This is a genomic window from Micromonospora sp. DT46, assembly GCF_049841735.1.
In the GTDB taxonomy this organism is placed as follows: domain Bacteria; phylum Actinomycetota; class Actinomycetes; order Mycobacteriales; family Micromonosporaceae; genus Micromonospora; species Micromonospora reichwaldensis.
The window spans coordinates 768,544-787,117 of the sequence record NZ_JBNCKW010000001.1; the positions used below are offsets into that span (position 1 = coordinate 768,544).

20 protein-coding genes are annotated in these 18,574 nt (G+C 74.5%); 10 read left to right on the forward strand and 10 right to left on the reverse strand.

What is annotated here, in order from left to right; all coding sequences use genetic code 11:
* Position 1: 1 nt before the first annotated feature.
* From ACLQ20_RS03560 to eccCa, 7 genes are all read right to left on the reverse strand, one after another.
* On the reverse strand, positions 2 to 280 hold the full coding sequence (locus tag ACLQ20_RS03560) for a WXG100 family type VII secretion target (RefSeq protein WP_101413905.1): 279 nt from the start codon (positions 278 to 280) through the stop codon (positions 2 to 4).
* 28 nt (positions 281 to 308) lie between these two features.
* Positions 309 to 617, reverse strand: coding sequence for a WXG100 family type VII secretion target (locus ACLQ20_RS03565; RefSeq protein WP_089002280.1), 309 nt, complete (start codon positions 615 to 617; stop codon positions 309 to 311).
* A gap of 171 nt (positions 618 to 788) precedes the next feature.
* A complete protein-coding gene (locus ACLQ20_RS03570) occupies positions 789 to 1,049 on the reverse strand; it encodes a hypothetical protein (RefSeq protein ID WP_327030340.1) in 261 nt (86 codons plus the stop codon).
* A 28-nt stretch (positions 1,050 to 1,077) separates the two neighbouring features.
* Positions 1,078 to 1,806, reverse strand: a complete 729-nt coding sequence (locus ACLQ20_RS03575) for a hypothetical protein (protein WP_132231854.1) — start codon at positions 1,804 to 1,806, stop codon at positions 1,078 to 1,080.
* A gap of 31 nt (positions 1,807 to 1,837) precedes the next feature.
* A complete protein-coding gene (locus ACLQ20_RS03580) occupies positions 1,838 to 2,131 on the reverse strand; it encodes a hypothetical protein (protein WP_121396953.1) in 294 nt (97 codons plus the stop codon).
* A gap of 16 nt (positions 2,132 to 2,147) precedes the next feature.
* A complete protein-coding gene (locus ACLQ20_RS03585) occupies positions 2,148 to 2,570 on the reverse strand; it encodes a YbaB/EbfC family nucleoid-associated protein (protein ID WP_225852345.1) in 423 nt (140 codons plus the stop codon).
* 96 nt (positions 2,571 to 2,666) lie between these two features.
* Positions 2,667 to 6,629 (reverse strand): type VII secretion protein EccCa, encoded by a 3,963-nt coding sequence (gene eccCa, locus ACLQ20_RS03590; protein WP_151456008.1) that lies wholly within the window; start codon positions 6,627 to 6,629, stop codon positions 2,667 to 2,669.
* A gap of 168 nt (positions 6,630 to 6,797) precedes the next feature.
* Here eccCa and eccD point away from each other — a divergent pair, with 168 nt between their 5' ends.
* Positions 6,798 to 8,195 (forward strand): type VII secretion integral membrane protein EccD, encoded by a 1,398-nt coding sequence (gene eccD, locus ACLQ20_RS03595; RefSeq protein ID WP_425854136.1) that lies wholly within the window; start codon positions 6,798 to 6,800, stop codon positions 8,193 to 8,195.
* A 23-nt stretch (positions 8,196 to 8,218) separates the two neighbouring features.
* Here eccD and ACLQ20_RS03600 read toward each other — a convergent pair whose 3' ends face one another.
* Positions 8,219 to 9,400 carry a type VII secretion protein EccE gene (locus ACLQ20_RS03600; protein WP_425854137.1) on the reverse strand — a complete coding sequence of 394 codons (1,182 nt, stop codon included), beginning with the start codon at positions 9,398 to 9,400 and terminating at the stop codon, positions 8,219 to 8,221.
* Positions 9,401 to 9,551: 151 nt separating this feature from the next.
* Between ACLQ20_RS03600 and eccB the strand changes: the two genes are divergently transcribed.
* The 9 genes from eccB to ACLQ20_RS03645 all read left to right on the forward strand — a co-directional run bounded on the left by eccB (position 9,552) and on the right by ACLQ20_RS03645 (position 17,052).
* Positions 9,552 to 11,108: a type VII secretion protein EccB gene (gene eccB, locus ACLQ20_RS03605; protein ID WP_151456011.1), complete on the forward strand. Its 1,557-nt coding sequence runs from the start codon at positions 9,552 to 9,554 to the stop codon at positions 11,106 to 11,108.
* Between the two features lie 130 nt (positions 11,109 to 11,238).
* Positions 11,239 to 11,607 carry a hypothetical protein gene (locus tag ACLQ20_RS03610; protein WP_151456012.1) on the forward strand — a complete coding sequence of 123 codons (369 nt, stop codon included), beginning with the start codon at positions 11,239 to 11,241 and terminating at the stop codon, positions 11,605 to 11,607.
* Positions 11,600 to 12,853 (forward strand): WXG100 family type VII secretion target, encoded by a 1,254-nt coding sequence (locus tag ACLQ20_RS03615; protein ID WP_151456013.1) that lies wholly within the window; start codon positions 11,600 to 11,602, stop codon positions 12,851 to 12,853. Before ACLQ20_RS03610 ends, ACLQ20_RS03615 begins: the two co-directional genes overlap by 8 nt.
* 189 nt (positions 12,854 to 13,042) lie before the next feature.
* Complete coding sequence (locus ACLQ20_RS03620) at positions 13,043 to 13,435, forward strand: hypothetical protein (protein ID WP_358114803.1); 393 nt, start codon at positions 13,043 to 13,045, stop codon at positions 13,433 to 13,435.
* Positions 13,436 to 13,665: 230 nt separating this feature from the next.
* Positions 13,666 to 14,484, forward strand: a complete 819-nt coding sequence (locus ACLQ20_RS03625) for a hypothetical protein (protein ID WP_151457276.1) — start codon at positions 13,666 to 13,668, stop codon at positions 14,482 to 14,484.
* A 46-nt stretch (positions 14,485 to 14,530) separates the two neighbouring features.
* Positions 14,531 to 14,863, forward strand: coding sequence for a DUF1232 domain-containing protein (locus tag ACLQ20_RS03630; protein WP_151457275.1), 333 nt, complete (start codon positions 14,531 to 14,533; stop codon positions 14,861 to 14,863).
* Between the two features lie 31 nt (positions 14,864 to 14,894).
* On the forward strand, positions 14,895 to 15,302 hold the full coding sequence (locus tag ACLQ20_RS03635) for a pyridoxamine 5'-phosphate oxidase family protein (RefSeq protein ID WP_425854141.1): 408 nt from the start codon (positions 14,895 to 14,897) through the stop codon (positions 15,300 to 15,302).
* Between the two features lie 298 nt (positions 15,303 to 15,600).
* Positions 15,601 to 16,272, forward strand: a complete 672-nt coding sequence (locus ACLQ20_RS03640; protein WP_327030335.1) for a C39 family peptidase — start codon at positions 15,601 to 15,603, stop codon at positions 16,270 to 16,272.
* Positions 16,273 to 16,449: 177 nt separating this feature from the next.
* Positions 16,450 to 17,052 carry a hemerythrin domain-containing protein gene (locus tag ACLQ20_RS03645; RefSeq protein WP_151457272.1) on the forward strand — a complete coding sequence of 201 codons (603 nt, stop codon included), beginning with the start codon at positions 16,450 to 16,452 and terminating at the stop codon, positions 17,050 to 17,052.
* A gap of 64 nt (positions 17,053 to 17,116) precedes the next feature.
* On the opposite strand, the gene ACLQ20_RS03650 is transcribed toward ACLQ20_RS03645, so the two are convergent.
* Together ACLQ20_RS03650 and ACLQ20_RS03655 are read right to left on the reverse strand one after the other, a co-directional pair.
* Positions 17,117 to 17,353 carry a ferredoxin gene (locus tag ACLQ20_RS03650; RefSeq protein ID WP_132231878.1) on the reverse strand — a complete coding sequence of 79 codons (237 nt, stop codon included), beginning with the start codon at positions 17,351 to 17,353 and terminating at the stop codon, positions 17,117 to 17,119.
* A 4-nt stretch (positions 17,354 to 17,357) separates the two neighbouring features.
* A complete protein-coding gene (locus ACLQ20_RS03655) occupies positions 17,358 to 18,563 on the reverse strand; it encodes a cytochrome P450 (RefSeq protein WP_151457271.1) in 1,206 nt (401 codons plus the stop codon).
* Positions 18,564 to 18,574 lie beyond the last annotated feature (11 nt).

The following is an 18,574-nucleotide window of genomic DNA, read 5'->3' on the forward strand; positions in this document are numbered from 1 at the left end:
GTCAGTTCCACGCCTTGGCGTTGCTCATCTCGGTGCTGACGTAGTTCTCGCGGGCGATGCCCACGGCGCCACCGATGTCGTTCAGGATCTTGTTGATATCCCGGACGGCGGCGTCCCACTGCGCCTGGTGCTGCTCGTAGGCGGCACGGTCCTCGCCGTCCCACTGGAGCTTCGACAGCATCGAACGCAGCGTGTCCAGCTTCTCGTCGATGGTCTTCGAGATGGCCATCATCTGCTGGTTGCTGCTCTCGAGGACCGCGTAGTCGACCTTGATGCTCATGAGTTCCTCCTCTGCTCGTCTCGGCGGATCACGGGTTGAGTGCAGAGTGGAACTTGTCCAGCATCTGCTGCTGCTCTTCGTCGTTGACCTGGTGCGTCGTACCCGACTTGTCGAGCAGGTCGGCGATGTTGTCCATCGCCGTCAGCAGCTTGCCCGTGTCCTCGTTCCAGCGCTGCATGAGCGACTGGAAGCCGGTGGACGCCTGCCCCTTCCAGGCGATGGCCAGGTCGTCGACCACGTTCCACAGCTTCTTCAGCTCGCCGTCGACATCGCTGCGCGTGGAGCGCACGTCACCCGCGGCGGTATGCAGAGTCGCTGCTTCGACCTCGAACGCCATGCTTCACACCCTTCCGTCTTCTTGTGGCGGCGCAGTCGCCGCGTCCTCCCCCGCCGCAAGGCAATCACCCCACCGACGGACACTCAGTCAAGACCGTAGCGGACGGTGTCCATGCCCCGCAGCCCTGCCCCGAGTGGGTCGCCCGACCGCCGCCGGAGCGGCCCCTCGCACCTATCCGGAGCGGGAGTACGAGCGCACGTGCAGCACCACCCCGACCACGAAGGTCAGGGCGAGCATCGATGCGAGCAGCCACTGCACCGCGTCGTCGGCGAGGGTGCCGAGGGCCACCGCGAATGCCGCCACCCCGCTGAGCAGGACAAGCTCCATCGCCCTGCGGGCCAGGCGCGACCGGGTGAGCTGCGCGACCAGCCCCAGGACGATGAAGACCGGGATGGTCACCAGCGCGTACCCGAACAACATGCTCTGCCACACGGTGGCCCCCACCTCTCGGCCCGGTCGGTCAGGCCCGGTAGAAGCCCGGGTCCTGCACCCAGTCGATCTGGATGTCCTGGATGTCGGGGTCGGCGTCGCCGGTCGCCCAGCCCGGGCGCGAGTCCGAGACGAAGTTGTACTGACTGTTACCACGGAACGCCGACGCCACCGTGGAGAACAGCGCGCCGATGTCCGTGAAGATGAGCCCGAGGATCGCCGCGGTGGCGGTGAGGCCGGCCACCCCGATCGCCTGCGCCAGCGGCGCGGTCGCGGGGAACGCCTGGAGGGCCACGGCCGCGATGACCGCGATGAGGATCGGCACCAGCGCGCCGACCAGGGCGTCGATCGAGGCGTTGAAGTGGTCGCGGACGGCGGTCAGCGCGTCCTTGTTGGCGTTGAGCGCCTCCGCGAGCGCCCCGATCTCGGCGTTCAGCTTCTGCACGAAGGCGTCGAACGCGTCCCGGTCGTCGAAGTCCCACTCCTCGCTGGACGGGATCACGCTCTCCAGCGCCGCGCCGAACTGGTCGCCGCCCAGGAAGCGGGCCGCGTCGCCCCACTCCTTGATGGACTGGTTGACCTCGTCGTTGTCGAACGTCTCGAGGTGGATGATGGCGGCGGTCAGGAAGGCGGCGCCGACCAGCCACACCCAGTTGGCCCGGGCCGCCCCGGCCAGCGAGCGGACCGGCGCGGTCTGCGCGGCGACGCTGTGCGTCCCCACCACCGAGCCCGAGGAATTCGCGATCAGGATCTCCGGCATCGAGCCCTCCCTACGTCCCGCACCCGCGAGGTCACTTGACCACCCAGGGCTGGTCCGACTTCTCCCAGTTGAGCGCGCTCTGTTCGAGGTTGGCGGCGGCCCTCTCCAGGTGCTCGACGCCGGTGCGCAGGTTGTCGAGGTGACCGTCGACGGCATCGTTGTGCGCGCTGACGGCGGACAGGCCGAGCAGTGTCATGGACATGCCCGACAGCTTGACGCCCTCCAGTGCCCGCTGCGCGTTGCGCAGGTAGGCCATCGGGCCGTCGGCGGCCGCGAGCTTCTGCCCGGCCTTGCGGATGGCGTCGACGTCGACGACGTTGGCCACGGGACCCTCCCTCTCGTCAGCCGCGCAGCCGGCGCAGCGGGTCGTTGAGATCCACCCCGAACTGCTGGAACCACTCCTCGGGGGTGACCTTGCCCGCCTCGGCCCGCCGGACCAGGTCGGCACCGCCGAGCATCTCCTCCAGCAGCTCGCGCTGCCGCTCGGCGTGCGCGTCGTAGGCGGCGTCGATGGCGGCCTGGAGCGACTCGGCCAGGCTGAAGCTGTCCAGCCGCATCGCCCGGGCGTCGATCTGGATGTCGCCGACCTTCATGTCGCCGTCGACGGTGACCTGGACCAGGCCGTCCGGGCTCTCCCCGACGATCCGCAGCTCGGCGCGCTGCCGCTGGAAGTCCGCGAGCCGGCGCTGCTGCTCCTGCGCCTGACGCAGGATGCCCTCCAGACCGGCCCCGCCCATGCCGCCGGGCGTCCACGATGTGCTCAAAACGGTCCTCTCGTCGGCTGCGACGCTCGTGCCGCAGGTTACCGGATGCCGTCACACCGGGGCGGTCCCGCCGACCGCCGCATCGGTGGGCGCCCCTCAGGCCGGCTCCGACCAGGCCGTCTGGATGAGCTGCTGGCCGTCGCGGCGGCGCACCAGGGTGCCCCGGCCGGGCGGTTGCGGGCTCGGCCGCAGCGTGCCGAAGACCGCGCCCTCCTCCCGGTTGCCGGACATCAGCAGGCCGGGCTGGTCCAGCTCGCGCAGGCGTTGCAGGACCGGCTCGTAGAGCGCCCGGGCCACGCCACCCGCGCGCCGGGTGACGATCAGGTGCAGGCCGATGTCGCGAGCCTGGGGCAGCAGCTCGTGCAGGGCGCTGAGCGGATTGTTCCCGCCCGAGGCGACCAGGTCGTAGTCGTCGACCAGGATGTAGAGGTCCGGCCCCTTCCACCAGCTGCGGTCGCGCAGCTGCGCGGTGGTGACGTCCGGGCCGGGCAGCCGGTTGGACAGCGCGCTGCGGATCGAGGCGAGCCCCTGCGCGAACACCTGGTTCGACGGCGCGTAGTCGAGCAGGTGGTCACCCTCGACCGCACCGAGCAGCCCGCGCCGGTAGTCGGCGATGACCAGCCGGGCCTGCGCCGGCGTGTACCGCTCCGTGATGCCCCGCGCGATCAGCCGCAGCAGGTTGGTCTTGCCGCACTCGGCGTCGCCGAAGACCGTCAGGTGCGGCTCGTTGGCGAGGTCCAGGTAGACCGGGGCCAGCGCCGACTCGTTGACGCCGATCGGCAGGCCCGGCGCCGAGCGGTCCACGACCCGGGCCAGCTCGCTGAGGGGCAGCCTGCGCGGCAGCAGCCGTACCTTCGGCGCCGGCTGGCCCTTCCAGGCCTCCGCGACGTGCCGGGACAGGGCGATGGACGCCTCGGTCAGGTCGTCGATGTCGCGCCGGCCGTCGATCCGGGAGATGGCGGTCAGGAAGTGCAGCTTGTCGCGGGTCAGACCCCGGCCGGGCGAGCCGGTCGGGACGTTCGCCGCCGCCCGCCGGTCGATCTCCGACTCGTTGGCGTCACCGAGACGCAGCTCCAGCTTCGTGCCGAGCAGGTCCCGCATGTTGATCCGGATCTCCGCCCACCGCACGGCGGTCAGCACCACGTGCACGCCGAAGCCCAGGCCACGGTTGGCCAGGGTGGTGATCGTCTGCTCCAGCTCCTCGTACTCCTGGCGCAGGGTGTTCCAGCCGTCGACGACGAGGAAGACGTCGCCGAACGGGTCGTCGGCGAACTCCCCGGCCGCCCGGCGGCGGCGGTAGCTCGCCACCGAGTCGATGCCGTGCTGGGCGAACCGGTTCTCCCGCTCGTCCAGGACGGCCACCACCTCGGCCACCGTACGGCGTACCGCCTCGGTGTCCCGCCGCCCGGCCACGCCGGCCGTGTGCGGCAGCCCGTCCAGGCTGCGCAGCGCGCCGCCACCGAAGTCCAGGCAGAAGAACTGCACCTCGCGTGGGGTGTGGGTGAGCGCGAGCGAGGCGAGCATGGAGCGCAGCATCGTGCTCTTGCCGCTGAGCGAGGCGCCGACGATCACCACGTTGCCGCCCGCGCCGGCCAGGTCCACGAGCATCGGGTCACGGCGTTGCTCGTACGGCCGGTCCACGATGCCGACCGGAGCGGCCAGCCGCCCGCGACCACGCCACGAGGCGGTGCAGAGGCCGTACCTCGGGTCGACGCTCAGCGGCGGCAGCAGCTCGCCCAGGCCCGGCGGCTCCGCCAGCGGCGGCAGCCAGACCTGGTGCGCCGGGCGGCCCCGCCCCTTCAGCCGGTCGATCAGCACGTCCAGCATCGCCACGGCCTTGCCGTCGGCGGGCTGCTCCGGCTCGGGCGCGTCCGGCACCGGCAGGGTCGGGTTCTGCACCGGTACGAAGTCCACCCCGTACCGGACGATCCGGCGCTGCACCAGCGCCCGCGACGACGCGGCGGCCTGCCCCGGGGCCCGGTACGGCCCGGACACGTACGCGGCCCGGAACCGCAGCATGGTGCTGGTGTCGGTCTTCAGGTAGCCGTGGCCGGGGGCGTTGGGCAGCTCGTACGCGTCGGGCACGCCGAGCACGATCCGGCTCTCCACCGCCGAGAAGGTACGCAGACCGATCCGGTACGACAGGTGGGTGTCGAGGCCGCGCAGCTTGCCCTCCTCCAGCCGCTGGCTGGCCAGCAGCAGGTGCACGCCGAGCGACCGGCCCAGCCGGCCGATCATCACGAAGAGGTCGATGAAGTCGGGCTTCGCGGCGAGCAGTTCGCTGAACTCGTCGCAGATGATGAGCAGGCTGGGCATCGGGTCCAGCGGCTCGCCGGCCGCGCGGGCCTTCTCGTAGTCGTAGCGGGAGACGTAGTTGCCGGCGGCCCGCAGCACCTCCTGGCGGCGGGTCATCTCGCCGGCCAGCGCGTCCTTCATGCGGTCGACCAGCGGCAGCTCGTCGGCCAGGTTGGTGATCACGGCGCTGGTGTGCGGCAGCGCGTCCAGCGAGGCGAAGGTGGCGCCGCCCTTGAAGTCGACCAGGACGAAGTTGAGCTCCTCGGAGGAGTGCGTCACGGCCAGCGCGCCGACGATCGTGCGCAGCAGCTCGCTCTTGCCGGAGCCGGTCGCGCCGATGATCAGGCCGTGCGGGCCCATGCCCTCGTGCGCGGACTCCTTGAAGTCCAGCTCGACCACGTTGCCGTCCGGCCCGACGCCGAGCGGGATGCGCAGCCGGTCGCGGTGGCTGCGCGGGCGCCAGGTCTGCTGCACGTCGACCGCGGCGGCGTCGCCGACGCCGAGCAGGTCCGGCAGCTCCATGCTCTTCGCCAGGGGCTCCTCCGACGTGGTCTGCTGCTGCGACAGCCGGTACGGGGCGATCTGCCGGGCCAGCCCCTCGGCGGCGGACTCGGTGAGCCGGTCCGGCCGGCCGAGCCGCGACGAGGAGGTGCCGCGGACCAGTTCGAGGGAGCTGCCGTCGCCCACGTCGAGGCAGAGCAGCCAGCGCCCGGCGTCCCGGGGCACGGTGCCGGAGAGGTCGATCACGGTCGCGCCGAGCAGCCCCGGCCCCATGAGCTGGCAGGCCGCCGAGACCTCGCCGCCGTCGATGACCACCACGAGGTGCGCCGCGCTGGTCAGCGGCTTCGCCTCCGGCGCGAACCGGGGCCGGCCGGCCAGCTCGCCGGCGAGCGCCTCCTCGGCCTCGGCGAGGCTCGCGAAGACCATCCGGCGGGCGCCCGCCGCGTCGGTCCGGGCGCTGTGGTGGTTGTGCGGCAGCCACTTCACCCAGTCCCAGGACGGCTGCCGGTCGGGCGCGGCGACGATCGCGACGACCATGTCGTCCGGGGCGTGGAAGGTGGCGAGCTGGCCGAGCGCCGCCCGGGTCAGGTCGAGCACCGGCTCCCGGTCGCCGCGCAGGACCACCCGGCTGAACGCCCGTACGGAGAGCGCGGTCGGCAGGTCCGGCACGCTCGAGTGGGCGCGGACGAAGCGCCGCAGCGCGATGGCGCTCATCGGCTCCAGGTCCTCGACCGGCTTGGTCTCCGGCGGGACGATCTCCACGGCCAGGCGCTGCGGCCCGGTGGCGATCCGGGTCTCGCCGAAGTCGTCCTCGGTGATCCGCCGCTCCCACAGCCGCCGGGAGGCGGCGATCGACCAGAGCGCGTCGGGCTCCGGGTGCCGCCAGGCCATCGCCGCCCGCTGCTGCTCGGCGGCGCGCCGGGTGCGCTTGCGCATCTGGGCCAGGTAGCGCATGTAGTCGCGCCGGTCGGCGTTGAGCTCGGCCTTGTCGTTGTTGCCGTTGCTCAGCGACCCGATCGCCATGCCCAGCATCGAGACACCGAAGAGGCCGCCGGCGATGTAGGTCATCGTGCCGCCGCCCCGGCCGGCGTAGAGGAACGCCATGGCGCCCACGCCGCAGACCATCGGCAGGATCATCAGCAGCTGCCCCATCCCGCGCGGGGTGGGCTCGGGCAGCTCCGGAGGCGACTCCAGCAGCACCTCGCCTCGCGGCAGCGCAGGCCCCGGCTGACGCGGGAGCCGGCGGAACACCACCGTGCTCACGGCTGTCTCCTCCCCAGAAGCGGCCCTGATGAAGTTCGGCGAGCGACCGGAGTCGTCGGGTGGGCATCGTACGTGCCCGCCATCGTAGGTAATCTCCCGTGGGCGTCAGGAACCCGTGCGTCGGCGCCGCCGGCCAGGGGTGATCGTAGAGAGCGCGAGGAGGCCACTGTGGCGACGAAGACGGCGACCGGCGGCCTGAGCCGGATCACCATCGTGGCGCCCCGCACCCGGATGGACCTCGCGCTGCCGTCGGACGTACCGCTCGCCGACCTGCTGCCGACCCTGCTCCGTTACGCGGGTGAGGACCTGGCCGACGAGGGGGTGCGGCACGGCGGCTGGAGCCTGGCCCGGCTGGGCGGCCAGCCGCTGGACGGCGGCCGGACCGCCACGCAGCTCGGCGTCCGCGACGGCGAGGTGCTCTACTTCAACCCCCGGTCGGCCACCGCGCCGGAGATCGTCTTCGACGACGTGGTCGACGCCGTGGCCACCGCCACCAACCAGCGCCCGGGCGCCTGGCAGGTCGGCACCACCCGTTCCTTCTCGGTGCTCTTCGCCGCCGCGGCGCTCGGCGCCGGCGCGGTGGCGGCGCTGTTCACCGGGCCGCCGCACCTGCCGGGCGCGCTGGCCGCGCTGGTCGTCGCGGTCGCCCTGGTGGTCTCCGCGGCCGTGCTGTCCCGGGCCGCCGCCGACAGCGCGACCGGGTCGGTGCTGGGGGTCGTCGGCCTGGCGTACGCGGGCGTCGGCGGTTTGCTGCTGCTCGCCGGCGACCGCCCGCTGACCGGGCTGGGCGCCCCGCACGTGCTCCTCGGCGCCACGGCGGTGGTGCTCTGCGCGGCGGTGGCCGCGCTGGCCGTCGGCGACCGGCTTCCGCTCTTCTTCGGCGCGGTCGCGGTCGGCGCGGGCACCGGCCTCGGCGCAGTGGTCAGCCTGGCCTTCGACACCGACGCGCCGGCCGCGGCGGCCGTCGTCGCCGCGGTCGCGTTCGGCGCGGTGCCGGCGCTGCCGATGGCGGCGTACCGGCTGGCCCGGCTGCCGGTGCCGTCCATCCCGACCGGCCCCGACGACCTGAAGAGCGACACCGAGTCGGTGGACGGCCGGCAGGTCCTCCAGCTCAGCGAGCGGGCCGACGGGTTCCTGACGGGCCTGCTCTGGACGGTGTCGCTGCTGGTGCTCGGCGCCCAGGTCGTGCTCGCGCTGCACGGCAGCCTGCCGGCGGTGCTGCTCTGCCTCGTGCTGGCCCTGCTGTCGCTGCTGCGGGCCCGGCCGTTCCTGGGCCGTGCCCAGCGCACCCCGGTGCTGTTCGCCGGGACGGCCGGGCTCGGCCTGACCGCCGCCGCCACGTTCGGCAACGGCTCGACGGCGGTACGCCTCGGCCTGATCCTCGGCGGCCTGGTGCTCGCGGCCGTGGTGAGCCTGATCTACGGGCTCACCGTGGCCGGCAAGCGGATCTCCCCGGTCTGGGGCCGGCTGCTGGACATCGTGGAGATCATGCTGATCATCGCGCTGGTCCCGCTGGCCTTCTGGGTCGTCGGCCTCTACGGCTGGATCGTCAACCTGCGCCCCTGACCCGCGCTCGGCGTCCCCGGTCCTCAGTCGGTCGGGTGCAGGGTCGTGATCGTGGTGGCGGCCGGGGCGGTGGCGTAGACGCCGGGGCCGTGCTGGCCGTCCACGGGGCGGGCCGGGGCGCCGGACCGGCGGGCCACCTCCCGTACCGCCTTGACCAGCGCCTCCACGTGGTCGTCGAGCGCCGCCACCCGGAGCATCGGTGGGGCGACGCGCCCGCCCGGCTGCACCACGACGGCCAGGGTGTGCGAGGGGGCGGACGTGGCCGTCACCGCGTCCACCAGCGGGCCGAACGGCGCGTCGGCCCGGGGCCGCAGGACCAGGCAACGCTGGGTCCAGCCGCCGCCGCGCAGCCCCGTCCAGGTCTCCGCCGGCGGCGCCGGCGCCAGGTCCAGCCCGGCCGCCGAGACGACCGCCGCGCGCAGCTCGTCGCGGCTGAGGGGGCGGTGGGCGAGCCCGGCGCCGGTCAACGCCTTGCCCAGCCGGCCGACGCCGGCGGAGAGCGTGCGGTGCACGCCGGGCATGCCGCCGCCCCGGCTGACGGTCTCGACGCGGGCGTCCCGTACGGAGAGCCGCAGCGCCAGCCAGACCGTCCGGTGGGCCGCGGGTGGCGCCCCCGGCGCCGGGTACCAGACCAGGGTGTGCGAGACGACCTGGGTGCGGGTGACCGGGCCGGTGAAGTCGGCGAGCACGCGCAGCGCCCGGTCCAGCACCGACGCGTCGACCGATCCGGCGGGCGCCCCGGCGTGGCCCTGCAACGCCACCGCCGCGAACCAGCCCTGCGCGTCCTGCCCGATGCCGAGGCGGGTGCCGCGGTCCGTGAGCTCGGTCACAGTCAGCTCCGGGGCCAGGGGTGCCAGCCTCGGATCGGTCCCGCCGCCCGCCGCGACGGCGCTCCTGGCCGCCTCCCGACGCCGCCGCAGCCGCCGGCGCAGCAGCAGGTCCTCGTACCACCAGCGGCCGCCCCGGCGGGCGAAGACCGCGCCCACCACCGCCAGCGACAGCACCCCGACGGTGGCGGCCAGCCAGACCTGCCCGCCCAGCGCCGCCCAGACGGCCAGGGCGCAGAGTTCCAGCACCACGAGCTGCCCCACGGCCACGGGCCCGATCCGACCACGGCCGCGCCGGTCGGCCGGGACGACCGGCCGCTGGGCGACGCCGGACGGCTGCGGTGCCGGACGACCGGGTGGCGCCTGAACCTGCGTCATCGCTGACAGTCCCTTTCTGGACGGCGGAGCGTCCGCCGGATCGGGTCGGGCGCTGGTCCCGGTGACCCGTCGACGGCCCCTTATCGTAGGGAAGCCCGCGACACCGACTCGGACCTGCTCGTCGCGGACCCACCCCCGCCGGAGGTAAGTCATGCGGACCCGCCGCGACCAGGTGCAGGCGTACCGCTTCGTCACCCGCCGGATCGTCTCGGCGTTGCTGTCGGGCGACCCGGAGACCAGCAACCTGCCGATGCGGCGGCTCGGCATGGCGGTCTTCGGCAGCGTCATCGCCGCGGCCGTGGTGCTCGGTGGTGTCGGCGCGTACGGGCAGTTCACCGGCAACACGGCGCCGCTGGAGCCGAACACCCTGGTGATCGAGCGGGAGACCGGGGCGACGTACGTCTTCGTCGACGGGCAGCTGCACCCCACCCTCAACTACGCCTCGGCCCGACTGATCATCAACGAGCCGGCCCCGCAGGTCCGCACGATGTCCCAGGCGTCGATCCGGGACCGGCCCCGGGGTCGTACGGTCGGCATCGTCGGCGCCCCCGACGCGCTGCCGGACCGCAAGTCCCTGACGGGCCTGCCGTGGTCCGTCTGCGACGTCCCGGACCCGGCCGATCCCCGCCGCTCCGGCACCCGGGTGGTGATCGACCGCCCGCTGCCCGGTGGTGCGCCGCTCGGCGACCGGGCCGTGCTGGTGGAGGCCGACGGCCAGCGGCACCTGCTCACCGGCGACCGGCGGTTGCAGGTGACGGGCGGCGACTCCGCGCTCGCCGCGCTGCGGATGGCCAACGCGCCCCGCCTGCCCGTGGGGCAGCAGCTGCTCAACGCCGTGCCGGCCGGGCCGGTCATGCGGCAGCCGACGATCGCCGGCGAGGACGAGGCCAGCACCCTGACCGAGCGCCCGGCCAAGGTCGGTCAGGTCTTCCGGGCGGCGGGTCAGCACTACGTGCTCACCCGGGAGGGTCTCTCCGCGATCGGCGAGATCAGCGCGCTGCTGCTGCTGCGCGACGGCGGCCAGGTCACCGACATCACCCCGGCGCAGGCCGGCAAGCTGCTGACCGACCAGCGGGCGGAGGAGGCCGGGATGCCGCAGGCCCTGCCCGCGCTGCACCCGGTCACCGCGGGCCGGACGGCGGTCTGCGCGACCTACCGGGCGGGCGCCGACGGCGGGCCGCCCACCACCACGCTGGAGGTCTTCGACCGGGTGCCGGCGGAGCTGGCCGCGCCCGGTGGGGTGCCCGTGCGGCAGAGCGCGCGCGACGGCGTGCGCACCGCCGAGGGCGTGCTGCTGCCCGGCGGCAAGGGCGTGCTCGTGCAGGCCACGCCCGGGTCCGGCGAGAGCGGCACGGCCGCCCCCGGCGCCACCGTCCACCTGATCAGCGCCCAGGGCGTCCGCTACCCGCTCGGCGTCGGCGCCATGTCGGCGCTGGGCTACGAGGGGGTCGCCCCGCTGGCCGTACCCGCGTCGCTGCTGGCCCTCGTGCCCACGGGGCCGACGCTCTCGCGGGACGACGCGCTCGCCCACTTCGCGCCCGGCCCCGCGCCGTCGGCCCCGGCGAAGCCGTCGGCCGGCGCGGCGAAGCCGACGGGCAGCCCCGGGCCGGAGCGGTCCGGTACGCCGGTGACGCCCTCCGGGCAACCGGCGTCGGACGCGCCGGCCTCGCCGGACGGCTCGTCCGCCAGCCCCGGAGCGGACGGCTGAGGTCAGCCCGCGAGCGGGGCCGGACCCGCGCGTGACGGATCGACGCCGGTGGCGGGTCGCCCGCGTCGCACCCGTCGACTAACCTGAGCCCTGCCAACGGTTATCGACGATGACGTACGGGGATGCTGCCATGACCGGGCGCACGACAGTCGACCTGCTGTCCCTGGAAGACTTCCACCAGAAGTTGGCCAACCGGCTGACCGAGGCGGAGAAGGCGTTGCGGAAGCTGAGCACCGAGATGCAGTGCCGGCCCCCGGCGCTGGGCTCGTTCGCCGACGCCACCGAGAACTCCCGCCGCTACTCCGAGATCCACCAGTCCTACGTGGACCAGGTCGACCGGCTGCGTGCGGCGGTGAAGGCCGCGCAGAGCGCCACCGCGACGATCCTGGCCAACTACCGCACCGCCGAGGAGCGCAACGCGGCCAACTCCGCCGACATCGCCGCCGCGCTGAACGGCGTGGACGACGCGTTGAAGCGGAAGGAGGATCCGCGTGTCTGAATACACCCAGCGCTACCAGCACGTCAGCCACCAGCAGCTCTACGACGCCGTGATGGCCGGCCAGCCGGGCCAGATCGACGGCGTCGCCGCGCAGTGGACGGCGCTCAAGGGCATGCTCGACGGGCTGTCCCGCGAGCTCAGCGGCGACCTCGACAAGCTCGCCAACACCTGGACGGGCTCGGCCTCGCAGGAGTTCCAGCGGCGGTTGACGCTCGTCACCGACTACGCCGACAAGCTCGGCGAGGGCATGGCGGACGTGAGCCGGGGCCTGACCCTGATGTCCGGCGAGCTGCGCACCGCCCGCACGCAGGCGGAGAGTCCGGCCGAGACCGACGACCACGACCAGGCGCTCTCCGGCGCGGCCAAGGGCGCCGTGTTCGGCGTGCCGGGCATCGTGGTCGGCGGGCTGCTGGGGCACCAGCAGGACAAGGCCGAGCAGGAGAAGGCCCACCAGCGCATGGTCAACGTGGTGGCCGAGCTGGCCGCCGGCTACGACCTCTCGGCGTACGGCCGGCTCGTCCCGCCGCCGCCACCGCATCCGGACACCCCGGGCACGACCAGCCGCGATTCGACGCCCCCGCGCAGCGGCCCGGGCGCCAGCACGCCGACGGCCGCGCCGACCACCTCCGGCCTCGCCGGGCAGCCCGGCGGCGCCACCGTCGCGGCCCCCGACCGGCCGAGCTCCGGACCGGGCGGCGGCGCGACCGGGACGCTCGTCCCGGGCGCCGTCGGCGGCGGGCAGCCGGGCGGCGGCGTGACCGACGGCGTTCCCGGCGGCGTCCCGGCCGGCACCTCCCTCGCCGGTGCCACGGCACTGACCGGCACGCCCCCCACGACGGGTCCCGTCGGGCTGGGCGGCACCTCGACGGCCTCGGCCGGCGGGCCGGGCCTCCAGTTCGGACCGTCGGGCGGCGTGCTCGGCACCGGAGCCCTCGCCGCGAGCGGCAACGCACCGGCCTCGGCGGTCCGGTCCGTCGGCGGCACTCCGGTGGCGGACAACCGGTCCGCGACCGGGATGGGCCGGCGCTTCGACAACGGCGCACGACAGGGCGGCGACCGGGCGGCCAGCGGGACGGGACGTGCGGGCGGCGCACGCGGCGGGGCGGGTCGCCCCGGCGTCCTGGGCGGCACCCGGGGCACGCACGACGACGACGCCGACGGCCGGCTGACCTGGCTGACGGAGGACGACATGGTCTGGGGCGACGGCGCCGCCGCCGCTCCGCCCGTGCTCGGCACCGACAGCTGACGCGCACCAGCACGACGACGGCCCACCCGGCGGGCGTACCACCGGGTGGGCCGTCGCACGTGCGGCGTCGGTCCCGGCGGGCGCCGTCACACCCGCTCGACGATCCTTTTCGGACATCGTGGCGGCGGTCACCCGATCCCAGGTCGTCGGCGCGCTGCACGAGCCCGGCCCGGGCGATAGGTTGGACGGGTGCCCTCCGTAGCGTCCGTCGACCCGTTCTGGTCGTTGACGCTGCGCTCCCTGCGTGAGCTGACCCGGCTGGCGATCGCCGCGCTGGTGCTCGCTGTGGGCCTCGGCGCCGCGAGCGCCGCACCGGCCCCGCCACCGTTCGCCGCCGGCCCGGCCGCCGTCACCGCCCCCGTTCCGGCCGCCGGTCCGGCCGTCGCGAGCGCCCGGCTCACCCCACCGCTGTCGCGCCGCGAGCCGGTGGCCGAGCAGGCCGACGGCTTCGCCGCCCCGTCGGCGGTCCGGCGCGACGACACTCCGGCCGACACCGCCGCCGTGGCGGTCGCCCGCCCGGACGGCCCCGCCCGCGACCCCGGCAGGGGCGTCCCCGCCCGGCGCGGTCCGCCCGCCGCCTGAACCGTCGGCCCACCGGCTCCGCGGCCGGGGCGACGGACGGCGACGGACCACCGGCACGCGCGTCCGTCCGCCCCGTGCCCCGGCCGCCACGTCACCGGCGGCCACCCGTCGGTCCGTCGCCGGAGCGGCCACCGCCGCGGTACGCCCGCACGCGCGCCCACGATGCCCACCCGCCCGTACGCCGGGCACAGACCCTGTCGATTCCCTCGATCGACCGCGAGGTGCTGACCATGGAAAACGTGTTCTCCTCCGTCCTGCTCGACGTGCCCCGGGCCGCCGTGATCTGGCTGAGCCTGCTCGGGGTCGTCGCCGTCACCGTGGCCGGCCTGGTGCTGCGTCCCGGTCGCCTCCGCTTCGACGCCGGCTCCCGCATCCGGCGCGCCGCGATGCCGAGTGAGCTGGAACGGGCCGAGGAGGAGCGCGAACGTTCCCGGTACGCGGGGGAGGTCTCGGTCGCCGCGGAACGGGCCGCCACCACCGCCGCCCGCCTGCGGGCCGAGTGGCTGACCGCGCAGGAGGAGGTCGAGGCGGCCTGGCAGGCGTACGAGGCCGCCGAGGTGGACGTCCGCCGGCTGGCGGTCACCGAGGCGATGCCCCTGCCGCGTACCGTCCGGACGCCCGCCGAGTACGCCGAGCGCGAGCGCTTCCTGCACCGGGCCGCCCTCGACGCGTACTGGCGGAAGGAGTTGTCGGTCGAACAACTCAGCGACGTCTTCGCGCACCGCGACGGGTGGGACCCCCGGCTGCACCCGGTCGAGCAGGAACTGGTGCTGCGCCGGGCGGTACGCGACCACCTGCTCGCCCGGCAGCGGGCGGCCCGGGAGCGGGAGCAGGCGGCGTGGCGGGCGGCCGAGAACGCCGCCGAGGCGGCGCGCAGCCTGCGGGACGAGGCGTTCGCCGCGGTCAACCGCCGCCCCGAGGAGTCGCAGTCGCTGCTGCCGCTTGTCGAGGGCGCCGCAGTGGCGGAGCAGACCCGGGAGTTCCCGGTGCTGACCGGCCGCGAGGTGCCGTCGGTGGCCCGGGGCCGGGCGGCGGTTCCCGCGTACTGACCGGCATGGCCGGGCGGAACCGGTCCCGCTGGGCTAGCGTGACGGCATGTCCAGGGAGGCGTGGATCGTCGTCGGCGTCGTGGCGGTCGTCACGTTGGTCGGCGCGGTGGTGCTGGCCGTCCGCGTGATCCGCACCCGCCGCCTGCTCGGCACGCTCGGGCTGAACGGCAAGCTCGCCTTCTACGGGGCGATGCTCTACACCGTCCTGCCGATCGACCTGCTTCCCGACCCCATCTACCTGGACGACATGGCGGTGCTGACCGGCGCGCTGCTCTACCTGGGTCGGCTGGTCCGGCAGCGCCGCGCCGCGAGCGCGCCGCTGCCCGGGGCACCCGACGCGCCGTCCGGCGCCGACCGGGCGGACCGTCGCGTGCCATGATCGGCGCCGCACCGCGAGACAGGGGACGGACATGCCCGGCGACCATCGGTTGGCGCCCCACGACGAGCGGGTCGTGGCGTTCTGCCGGGAACGGCACCTGGCCACGTTGACCACCCTGCGCCCGGACGGCACCCCGCACGTCGTACCGGTGGGGGTCACCTTCGACGCGTCGACCGGGCTGGCCCGCGTGATCACCGGTGGCGCGTCCCGCAAGGCGCGGCACGTCGCCGCCGCCGGTCCCGGGGGCGCCCCGGTGGCCGTCTGCCACGTCGACGGGCGGCGCTGGCTCACCATCGAGGGGCGGGCCGTCGTGCGCTCCGATCGGCCGGCCGTCGCCGAGGCCGAGCGCCGGTACGCCGAGCGCTACCGGACGCCCCGCCCGAATCCGGACCGGGTGGTCATCGAGATCACGGTGACGCGCCTGCTGGGCAGCCTGTGACCGGTTGACCGGTTCGTCCCGTCCCGCGCCACCCACGTACGCCTGACCGGTCCGGGTGTGACGCGGGGCATCCGTACGCCGGAATCCTGCCGCCCGTGGCCCGGTTGAACCTCGACGTGCGGCCGGTGCGCCCCCGGTCGCGGGCCCGGAATGCCCATCGGAGCAGGGCCGTTGCATCCCTGAGTACGCCCCGTGGGCCGACCGCCCCGGGCCGTCGAATTCCCCGAGCCGAGCGCCTCTCCCGGTGCTGTGCGCCCCGGTCCCCCCGGCGGCGTCGACCCCCGATTGGAGCCCGACCATGAATCCGATCGTCCAGAAGAGCGGTCTCTCCGTCGCCGGCCTGCTGGTGGCCGGCGGATGCCTCGCGGGTCCGGCGGTGACCGCCCAGGCGGCGCCGGCGACGACCACCCCGGTCGGCGCGGTGCACACGGACGACCGCGCCGCCAAGAACGGCCGCCCCGACCGGCGTGCCGAGCGCGCCGTGGGCATCGAGTACCAGGCGCAGCCCAACTTCTACTACTGCGGTCCGGCCGCGACCCGGATCGCCCTGTCGGCGCTGGGCCGGGCGCTCCCCCAGGACGAGGTCGCGAAGAGGCTGGGCACCACCGAGGCCGGCACCGACTCCGCCCTCGACATCACCCGCGTGCTCAACGAGCTGACCGGCGGCGGATACCGGACCACCGAGATCCCGGATCCGGTGGCCAAGCCGGAGCAGGTCGACCGGCTGCGGTCCGACGTCGTCGCGGCCCTCGACAAGGGCCGGCCGGTGGTGGCCAACATCAAGGGCACCGCGGTCGACACGGTCGGCAACCCGCACTCGTACGAGGGCGGGCACTACCTGACCCTGGTCGGCTACCGGGACGGCGGCGACCTGATCCGGATCGCCGACCCGGCCGCCCCCGAGGGGGAGTACTGGATGACCCTGGAGAAGGTCGCCAACTGGACCGCCGAGCGCGGCTACTCGTCCTGATCCGACCCGCCGAGGGCCGGCCTCCTACGGGGGCCGGCCCTCTGCCGTGCCGGCGCGACGGGCGCCCGCCGAGCACGGGACGCGGGTCGGCGACACATCGATGACCGGTGGGTTCGGTGGACGGTTCCCGGGTACCAGGCCCACAACCGACCGTTCCGCAACCGGTAAGGGGCAGACATGACCAACCCACAGGACATCAGGGGTCAGGACGTCGTGGACGTCCTGACCGCCGACCACCGTGAGGTCGAGGCGCTCTTCGTGCAGTTGGAGAGCCGGCAGGGCACCCCCGAGCACCGTCGGCAGCTGGCCGACGTGGTGATCGCCGAGCTGGTCCGGCACGCCGTCGCCGAGGAGATGCACGTCTATCCGACCGCCCGCAAGGCGCTGCCGGACGGCGACCAGATCGCCGAGCACGAGATCTCCGAGCACGCCGACGCCGAGCGGACCATGAAGGAGCTCGAGTCGGTCGACCCGTCCGACCCGCGCTTCGACGAGCTCCTGGCGCACCTGACGAGCACGATCCGGCACCACGTCAAGGACGAGGAGTCGGACCTTTTCCCCCGCCTGCGCGCTGCGGTCGCCACCGAGGAGATGGTCGAACTGGCCGGCAAGGTGGAGGCGACCAAGAAGACCGCTCCGACCCGGCCGCACCCGGCCGCACCCGACCGGCCGCCGGCGAACCGGCTGCTCAACCCCGGCGCCGGCCTGGTGGACCGGATGCGGGACGCGCTGAGCGGCCGCGTCACGTCGACGGCGGAGCTGGGCCAGCAGCAGCGCTGACCGCCCCCGCTCATGGTGGCCACGCCCGGCCCGGGGCGTGGCCACCGGCATGTCACCGGCCGGCTCAGGTCTCCGGGGCGATCCGGCGCAGGCCGTCCGCCTCGGACACGATGACCGCCTCCATCGGGCAGGAGTCCGCCGCGTCCACCAATGCGTCGTCCGGCGCCACCCGCTCGGCCAGCGGGCGGGCCAACCCGTCCACCAGCACGAAGTGCCTCGGCGCGGTGCCCGCGCAGATCCCCGACCCGATGCACCGCGTCGGGTCCACGTGCACCCGCCACTGCTCGTCCGTCGCACTCATCTGTTCACCAACTCACCGGCATGGCGACGAGCCCCCGGACCAGCAGGCCGCTCTTCCAGGTCAGCTCGGATTCCGGCACGGCCAGCCTCAGGTCGGGCGTGCGGGCGATCAGCGTCTCCAGGACGACCTGGAGCTCCATCCGGGCGAGCTGCGCGCCGACGCAGTGGTGCACCCCGTGCCCGAAGCCGAGGTGGGGGTTGACCTGCCGGGTCAGGTCGAGCCGGTCCGCGTCGGCGAAGACCGTCTCGTCCCGGTTGGCCGACGAGATCGACACCACCACCGGCTCGCCGGCCCGTACCAGCACGCCGCCGACCTCGACGTCTTCCATCGCGTAGCGGGCGAAGGCCGAGGACGCGCCGAGCGGCACGTACCGCATCAGCTCCTCGACGGCAGCCGGCACCAGGTGCGGCCGCGACCGTAGCCGGGCCCACTCGTCCGGGTGGGTGAGCAGGGCGTACACGAAGTTGGGGATCTGGGTCACCGTCGTCTCGTGCCCTGCCGCGAGCAGCCCGGCGGCCAGGCGCACGACCTCGTCCTCCGCGAGCCGGTCGTCGGCGTCCCGGGCCCGGACCATCGCGCCGATCAGGTCGTCGGTGGGTTGCTCGCGCCGCCGCGCGATCAGCTCGCCCATGTACGCGAGGAGACTGTCGATGTACTCCTGGGCCTGCTCCGGGCTCAACGAGGTGGTCGACACGATCGCCTCGGACCAGGCGTGGAATCGGTCCTGGTCGGCCACGGGTACGCCGAGCAGGTCGCAGATGACCCGGATCGGCAGCGGGGTGGCCAGGTGCTCCACCAGGTCGGCCGGTGGACCGGCCGCGAGCATGCCGTCCACCAGCTCGTGGGCCACCTCCCTGGTCCGGGGCCGCAGTTCCTCCACCCGGCGGGCGGTGAACGCCTTCGCCACCAGCCGACGCAGCCGGGTGTGCTCCGGCGGGTCCATCGACAGGATCCCGCCCTCCTGCTGTCGCGGCGAGTTGCGGGGCTCGTCCCGACCCACCGAGGCGGCCCGGCTGAACCGGGCGTCGCCGAGCACGGTCCGGACGTCGGCGTGCCGGGTGGCGAGCCAGGCCGGCTCGCCGAACGGCATCCGGATCCGGGTGAGCGGCTCGTCCCGGCGCAGCCGGGCGTAGCGCGGGTCGAGGTTGAGCCGGTCGGGGTCGCTGAACGGATAGCGGTGGGGGACGGTCGTCTCGGGGGCCTCGGTCACCGGATGGTTTC